At 71.4% G+C, this 6464-nt stretch carries 9 protein-coding genes and 1 pseudogene; 8 read left to right on the top strand and 2 right to left on the bottom strand.

Translation table 11 applies throughout. The features are described 5' to 3' along the window. A pseudogene (locus SGA01_RS41390) lies at positions 1–209 on the top strand (hypothetical protein); the annotation flags it as partial. On the opposite strand, the gene SGA01_RS40335 reads toward SGA01_RS41390, so the two are convergent. Then, positions 170–613 (bottom strand): ATP-binding protein, encoded by a 444-nt coding sequence (locus tag SGA01_RS40335; protein ID WP_141303362.1) that lies wholly within the window; start codon positions 611–613, stop codon positions 170–172. The pseudogene SGA01_RS41390 and the gene SGA01_RS40335 sit on opposite strands and share 40 nt — an antisense overlap. Positions 614–704: 91 nt before the next feature. Here SGA01_RS40335 and SGA01_RS40330 point away from each other — a divergent pair, with 91 nt between their 5' ends. The 7 genes from SGA01_RS40330 (at position 705) to SGA01_RS40300 (ending at position 5942) form a co-directional block, all read left to right on the top strand. Beyond that, the gene (locus tag SGA01_RS40330; RefSeq protein ID WP_141303360.1) at positions 705–1568 is read left to right on the top strand and encodes a helix-turn-helix domain-containing protein; all 864 of its coding nucleotides are present in this window, start codon (positions 705–707) and stop codon (positions 1566–1568) included. Next, entirely contained in the window at positions 1565–1807 is a 243-nt protein-coding gene (locus tag SGA01_RS40325) for a DUF397 domain-containing protein (protein WP_141303358.1), read from the top strand. Before SGA01_RS40330 ends, SGA01_RS40325 begins: the two co-directional genes overlap by 4 nt. 140 nt (positions 1808–1947) lie before the next feature. Next, the gene (locus tag SGA01_RS40320) at positions 1948–4155 is read left to right on the top strand and encodes an FG-GAP repeat domain-containing protein (protein ID WP_141303356.1); all 2208 of its coding nucleotides are present in this window, start codon (positions 1948–1950) and stop codon (positions 4153–4155) included. Between the two features lie 92 nt (positions 4156–4247). Further along, a complete protein-coding gene (locus tag SGA01_RS40315) occupies positions 4248–4394 on the top strand; it encodes a hypothetical protein (RefSeq protein ID WP_371866330.1) in 147 nt (48 codons plus the stop codon). Positions 4395–4511: 117 nt separating this feature from the next. Next, on the top strand, positions 4512–4949 hold the full coding sequence (locus tag SGA01_RS40310; protein ID WP_141303354.1) for a DUF3995 domain-containing protein: 438 nt from the start codon (positions 4512–4514) through the stop codon (positions 4947–4949). A 34-nt stretch (positions 4950–4983) separates the two neighbouring features. Beyond that, the gene (locus SGA01_RS40305; protein WP_174867698.1) at positions 4984–5508 is read left to right on the top strand and encodes an RNA polymerase sigma factor; all 525 of its coding nucleotides are present in this window, start codon (positions 4984–4986) and stop codon (positions 5506–5508) included. Next, a complete protein-coding gene (locus SGA01_RS40300; protein ID WP_141303352.1) occupies positions 5505–5942 on the top strand; it encodes a hypothetical protein in 438 nt (145 codons plus the stop codon). Before SGA01_RS40305 ends, SGA01_RS40300 begins: the two co-directional genes overlap by 4 nt. A 20-nt stretch (positions 5943–5962) precedes the next feature. Here the strand turns inward: SGA01_RS40300 and SGA01_RS40295 are convergent. Continuing rightward, on the bottom strand, positions 5963–6464 hold a 502-nt coding region (locus tag SGA01_RS40295; RefSeq protein ID WP_141303350.1), incomplete at its 5' end, for an alpha/beta fold hydrolase.

Here is a 6464-nt window from a genome sequence, read left to right as displayed (position 1 = left end):
GGACCCGGATCGGCAGCGGCTGGGGCATGTACGACCAGTTCATCGCTCTCGGAGACGCCGACCGCGACGGCCGCCCCGACCTCCTGACGGAGCACCCAGGCACCGGCGACCTGTACTACTACAGGGGGACCGGCAACTGGAAGGCCCCCTTCGGGCCGGCCATCACGGCCTACAACAGTCTTGGAGCGGGCCGGCTCACCCTGTTCTGACAGACCAGCGGGACGGTCGCCCAGACCGTCTTGCCGACGGACCGGTCCTTCACACCCCAGGTGGTGGCGAGGGCGGCTACGAGCAGCAGCCCGTAGCCGCCCTCGTCGGGGTTCTCCACGCGTAACGGGCGACGCTCGCCGCGCGTGTCGGAGAGTTCGATCCGTACGTGGTGGTCGTCCAGCCCCATCCGCACCTCGAAGTCCCGCCCCGGCACCCGGCCGTGAAGGGCGGCGTTGCTCGCGAGCTCGGCGACGACCAGTTCGGCCGCCTCGGCGGCGGGGCCGGTCACTCCCCACTCGTGGAGCTGCTGCACGGCGAGTAGCCGGGCGAGGCGTGCGCCCCGGCGCGTGGCCGAGAGCCGGAGCGTGAACTCACCGGTTGGGGTGGTGGTTTCGGACTTCATGCCCCCGAGCCTGGGCCCCCGCCCGTACGCTGACCAGCAGCGACGCGACGACGCTGAGTAACTGTACGGGTACGCCAAGAAGGCGGTACGGATGTCGGGGAACGTGGAGGAGCGGCCCGAACGGCCCTCCGAGGTGGACGGTACGGCGCACCTGTTTCGTGCGCTCGGGAAGATCATCAAGGTCCTGCGCAAGAACGCGGGCCTGAGCCAGGCGGAGCTGGCGGACATCGCCCATTGCAGCGAGGACCTGGTGTCCTCGATCGAACGGGGAGTACGGATCCCACAGCCGGACTTCCTGCTGCGCGCGGATCCGGTGCTGGGCGCCGGGGGCGTGCTGGTGGCGGCGGTGGACGATGTGCGGGAGGCGCTGGCGAAGGCGCGGGTGCGGCATCCGGATTGGTTCAGGAGTTTCGCTAGCGCGGAGGCGGAGGCGGTGGCTCTGCACTATTACGCGGTGCAGGCAGTGCCGGGCATGCTCCAGACGCCCGCCTACGCCAGCTCGCTCTTCGAGCGCAGCCGCCCGATGCTCGACGAGGCGACCATCGAGAAGCGCATGGCCGACCGGATTTCACGGCAGGCGATCTTCGACCGATGGCCTGTGCCGACGATCAGCTTCGTCCTTGAGGCAGCGGTCCTGCTTCGACCGTTCGGCGGAGCGAAGGTCCACCGCGAGCAGCTCCTGCGCATCCTGGACGTGGCCCAACGACGCACGGTGGAGCTACAGATCCTCCCCCAGGACGGCGAGGAACACCCCTACCTGGGAAGCCCGTTCACCTTGCTGACCCCAAAGGGGCGGCGTGAGGTCGCGTACACCGAGGTCTACGGCCACGCCCGACTGATCACCGACCCCGAAGAGGTACGCCAGTACTCCGAGCGCTATGGGATCCTGCGATCACAGGCACTCACCAAGCGGGAGTCCCTGGACTGGATCGAGAAACGGCTGGGAGAACGATGAAGACCGCGGATCTGGCCTGGTTCAAGAGCAGCTACAGCGGCCCTGAGGGCGGCAACTGCATCGAAGTCGCCTACGACTGGCGCAAGTCCAGCTACAGCGGCCCCGAAGGCGGCGAGTGCATCGAAGTCGCCGCGCACCCCACCGCCATCCACATCCGCGACTCCAAGAACCCCCACGGCCCCCAACTGGCCGTGGCTCCCGCCAGCTGGGCGTCGTTCGTGTCGTACGCGACCGTCTGACCCGCAGGACGCGCTCCCCCCGGCAGCCTGGTTCACCGTCGGTGCACCTTGATCTCGTACGCTGCGATCTTCAGGCAATCGTGAGGAACGGGCGCGGTGTTGAGTGACACCGCGCCCGCTTTCCTGGGGGGATGCGCACCATGAATCACGCATACATACGCGGCCGCCGGCTCGCCGTGGCCGTCACCGCCGTGCTCGCCGTCACCGCTCTCGGCGGGACGCTCGTCACCGTCGCCGCGCCGGCCGCCGAGGCCGCGGTCGCGGGGCCGGTGGCGCCGAACGCGGACGTCACCTTCCCGGCGGGCGAGAAGCTCGTCAGCGGCGGAAACACCGGGTTCCTCACCTCGAAGGACGACGGCGCGGGCGGGTCCGCGCTGACGTGGACGTCGTTCGACGACGCCACAACGTGGCCGGTACCGGCTTCGCTCGCGTACCCGAGCCGTTCGGACACGATCGTCACCCGCGAGGGGTACCGCTTCGTCCTACGGGACATGAGCGCGAACGGGATCTCGACCTATGTCGAGCCGATCGGGCTCGGGACGGACTACAAGGTCGCCGGGGCGGCCGGTTCGACGGTCTTCCTGAGCGTGCCGAACGCGACCTACGGCGGTGAGGACCTCTACCGGCTGACCCGCGTGAACGGCGTACAGCAGCAGGAGAAGCTCACGCCGTTCGCCGGTGGCCGCGACTACAAGGTCCTGTCGCACTCGCTCGGCACCGCGGTCGTCGTCTTCGAGAAGGACTCCAGCAGCGGACCGTACTACCGGCGCGCGCTGGTGGACCTCGGCGGCGGCTTCCTGAAGGAGGAGCGGGCTCTCTTGCCCTTCGACCCGGCCACCGTCACGACCGCGGTCAGCCCCTCGTACATCGCGTGGACGGAGTACGTGGACGGCGCCCAGCGGGTGGCGATCGAGAAGCGGAGCGCGTACGAGCCCTTCAAGCGCATCTCGCTGGGCGCGGGCTCCAAGGGCGTCGTCGTCGGCTTCTCCGGGGACTGGGTGCTGTACGGCGTCCCGGGCGGGCTCACCGCCCCGACGGCCAACCCGCTGTACGCGCTGACCGCGCAGAACGTCCTCACGGGCGAGACGCACCAGCTGCTCGACCACTTCACGTCCTCGTCGACCGCGCCCGACGGGACGATCCTCGTCCACGGCGGGAAGTCGACCGACGGCGAGGGGCTGTTCCGGGTCACCGGGGCGGAGTGGCCGCAGATCGCGCTCGTCGCGCGGACGCCGGGCGCAACGTCCGCGCCGCAGGTGGTGCGGAGCACCGTCCCGGCGGTGGCCGATCTGGACCGCAACGGCGGTCAGGTGGCCATGGAGTGGGAGCTGTCGCGGTACAACGTCAACCTGGACGTGACCCTGCGGCACAACGTGACCGGGAAGACGTTCACGAAGCGTCTGACCCGGCCGTCGGCGCCCGCGCGGCTCACGTGGGACGGGCTGATCAACGGGGTCAGTGCGCCGAACGGCGACTACCAGTGGCACGTGGTCGCGACGCCGACGAACGGGATCGGGAACCCGGGGTACGCGAACGGCACGTTCAAGGTGACCCGGCAGGCCAACCCACACGACTACACCGACAACGGCTCGCCCGACCTGCTCGCGCGGGACGCGGCGGGCGTGCTGTGGCGGGACGACCTGCTCGACTCGCCGGTGGGCGGTCAGGTGACGCCGGCGAAGCCGCGCGTGAAGATCGGTCCGGGGTGGAACACGTACAACGTCATCGAGGCGGCCGGGAACATCGCGGGCAGCGGTGCCGGTGACGTCCTCGCGCGGGACACGGCCGGTGTGCTGTGGACCTACATCAGCAAGGGCGACGGCACCTTCGGGACCCGGACCAAGGTCGGTCCCGGCTGGGGCGTCTACAACAAGCTCGCGGCCGGTTCGGATCTCACGGGCGACGGCAGGGACGATCTCGTCGCCACCGATGCCTCCGGCGCGCTGTGGCTGTACAAGGGCACGGGCAGCGCCACGGTGCCGTACGCGGGCCGGGTGAAGGTCGGGCCCGGCTGGGGTGTCTACAACCAGCTGACGGCCGTCGGGAACATCGCGGGCGGTGTCGCCGGCGACCTCGTCGCGCGGGACGCGTCCGGGGTGCTGTGGCTGTACCTCGGGAAGGGCGACGGGACGTTCGCGGCCCGGACGAAGATCGGTACGGGCTGGGGCGGTTACAGCCAGCTCGTGGGCGTCGGCGACGCGAACAACGACGGCCGGCCGGACCTCGTCGCGTACGGGTCGGCGGGGACGCACGTGTTCCTGGGGACCGGGTCCTGGTCGGCGCCGTTCACGAAGACGGTGACCTCGCTGTACGCGGGCGAGGGGACCAAGTTCACCTCGGTGTCGTAGCCCGGTCCCGGTCGGGGTCGGGACCGGCCGGTGTCGTAGCCCGGTCCCGGCCGGGGGTCGCGCCTCGGATGGCTCGTCGTGGCATCCGGGGCGTGGACGCGCCCTCCGGGGTCCGCTCGGGTCTCGCCGCGGGGATGACGGTCCGGTCGGTCAACGGCCCGGAGCAAGTGGCGTGCGCGCACCGGCACTTCGCCACCCTCGCGGAGGCGGCTCCGCACATCCTGGCGACGCCGGTGTAGCGCGTACGCGTACGCACGGGCGGGTGCTGTGAGGCGGGTCACAGGGAACCTTCCGGTGCTTCGGCTCCTCCTTCGGGTGTCGGCGCTCGACGCCGGCCTCGACTCGGAGGGGGACCCATGGCGGTCATCGACATCCAGCGGCCCGGTACGGCCACCGGCGCGCGTGCCGTCTCGGCGCTGCTCGCCGTCCTCGCTCTGGCGCACGTCTACTGGGCCACCGGCCTGACGTGGCCGGCCCACGACGAGCGGGGGCTCTCGCTCGCGGTCCTCGGCAGTGTCGTCTCTTTCGGACCGTCCGTCGTGTTGCCGCTCGCCGCGCTGGAGGGCCTCGCCGCCCTGGCCGTGTTCGCCCGGGTGCGTCGTCGCGGCGGCAGGACGGCGCAGCTGGTCACGGCTGCCGTCGCCGGCGGGATGCTGCTGCGCGCGGCGGTCGGGCTGGTGTGGATCGTGATCGGCCGCGACGGGTCCGGTGCGGCGTTCCCGTGGCTGAACGCCTTCTTGTACACGCCTCTGTGCCTGGTGTTCGGATGGGCGGCGCTGCGTGCCGCCCGCTGATCACGCCGATCGGGGTGTCGGCCGGGGTGTCGGCCTGGGTGCCGACCGGGGCGTCGAACGGCGCGTCGACCGGGGCGTCGCGCTGGCCCGGGCTGCCCGGCGGGGCGACACCTTGGCCCTGCACGACCTGCTCGACCACCTCACCCCGTACATCGCCCGGATCTGCCGCTCGATCGCGCTCGACGACGGCCCGGACGCCACCCAGGAGGCACTGGTCGCCGTCTTCACGTCGCTGCGGTCGCTGCGGGACCCGGAGGCGCTGTACGGGTGGGTTCGGGGGATCTCCGTACGCGAGGCGGTCCGGGTCGCCAAGCGGGCGGCGCGGGCGCGGCCGGCCGAGCTGGCCGACGTACCGGAGCGGGGTGATCCGCAGCTGGCCGCCGACATCGACGACGTCCTCTCGCGGCTGTCCCCGCAGCATCGCGCCGTGCTCGTGCTGCGCGATGTCGAAGGACTGGACGAGGAGTCCGCGGCGGCCGTGCTCGGCGTTCCGGCCGGCACCGCGAAGTCGCGGCTGCACCGGGCCCGGCAGAGTTTCCGAAAGGCGTGGAACGGATGACACCGAGCAACGTGGGGCGGCTGCGCGTCATGGGGGCCGCGATCCGGGGGGCACACGTCGTCGAGGGGGTGCTGCCCTCGTCGTTCGACGAGGTGTGGGGCGTGATGGGCGATCTCGAAGGGGGCTTCGGGGACTTCCAGCCGGACATGCGATCCCTGCGGGTCCTCCGTGTCGACGGGGACCGCGTCGAGGCCCTGGCCCGCAGCCGGTACGGCCTGCGCGCCCACTTCCACGGCGTCCTGCGCCCCGGCTGGGGCTGGCTGCAGAGCCGGTTCCTGGTCGTCGGGATGGCGGCCGACGCGATGGGCGACGGCCGGACGAGGGTCGCGCTCACAGGAGGCGTACGCGTGCCCGGGAGGCCCGCTCTCGTCCCGATCGGGGCACGCGGGGAGCTCGAACGGGCCATGAGGCGGCTCGGGGAGCGCGTGCCGTAGGGGCGGGTCCTGCCGCTTGCTCACCGGCCGATCTCGCGGGCCGCGTCGGCCACCGCCCGGAAGTCCTTGCGGAGGATCTTGGAGTGGTTGCTGGGGACCTTCGCGCTGAGCTGGATGTGGGGGTTGCGGGCGGTGACGGGGGTGAGGTTGGCGCGGATCTTCTCCATGAGCTTGGGGTCGCCGCCGAGGTTGCCGCCGGTGGCGAGGACGTACTTGGTGGGGACGGTGAGCCGGTCGAAGACGGGGTCGAGGGCGGCGGGTGCGCAGAGCTCGTTGACCTCGATGTTGATCTCGGCGTGCTGCTCGGCGCTCATGCGTGCGGCCATGCCGATCCGGCGGGCGACCGGGAACAGCGGGCTGAGGCGGCGGAAGAGCTTGCGGACCTGGACCTTGGTGGCCTCGTCGAGCCATGAGTGGGGCAGGGCGCCGTCCACGGAGACGACACCGAGGACGCGGTCGGGGTTCCGGGCGGCCCAGTGCACGGCGAGCATCGCTCCGTAGGACCAGCCGACCAGAATGGGG

The sequence above is a fragment of the Streptomyces gardneri genome, assembly GCF_006539185.1.
GTDB classification, from domain to species: Bacteria; Actinomycetota; Actinomycetes; order Streptomycetales; family Streptomycetaceae; genus Streptomyces; species Streptomyces gardneri.
The sequence above is the reverse complement of the archived record's forward strand: the minus strand, read 5'-3'. Positions and strand labels throughout refer to the sequence as shown.

Bases quoted from the DNA above. Each gene is read 5' to 3' on its own strand.
- SGA01_RS40330 (WP_141303360.1), top strand. From the start codon at position 705: ATGTCGGGGAACGTGGAGGAGCGGCCCGAACGGCCCTCCGAGGTGGAC.
- SGA01_RS40335 (WP_141303362.1), bottom strand. From the start codon at position 613: ATGAAGTCCGAAACCACCACCCCAACCGGTGAGTTCACGCTCCGGCTC.
- SGA01_RS40300 (WP_141303352.1), top strand. From the start codon at position 5,505: ATGACACCGAGCAACGTGGGGCGGCTGCGCGTCATGGGGGCCGCGATC.
- SGA01_RS40310 (WP_141303354.1), top strand. From the start codon at position 4,512: ATGGCGGTCATCGACATCCAGCGGCCCGGTACGGCCACCGGCGCGCGT.
- SGA01_RS40320 (WP_141303356.1), top strand. From the start codon at position 1,948: ATGAATCACGCATACATACGCGGCCGCCGGCTCGCCGTGGCCGTCACC.
- SGA01_RS40325 (WP_141303358.1), top strand. From the start codon at position 1,565: ATGAAGACCGCGGATCTGGCCTGGTTCAAGAGCAGCTACAGCGGCCCT.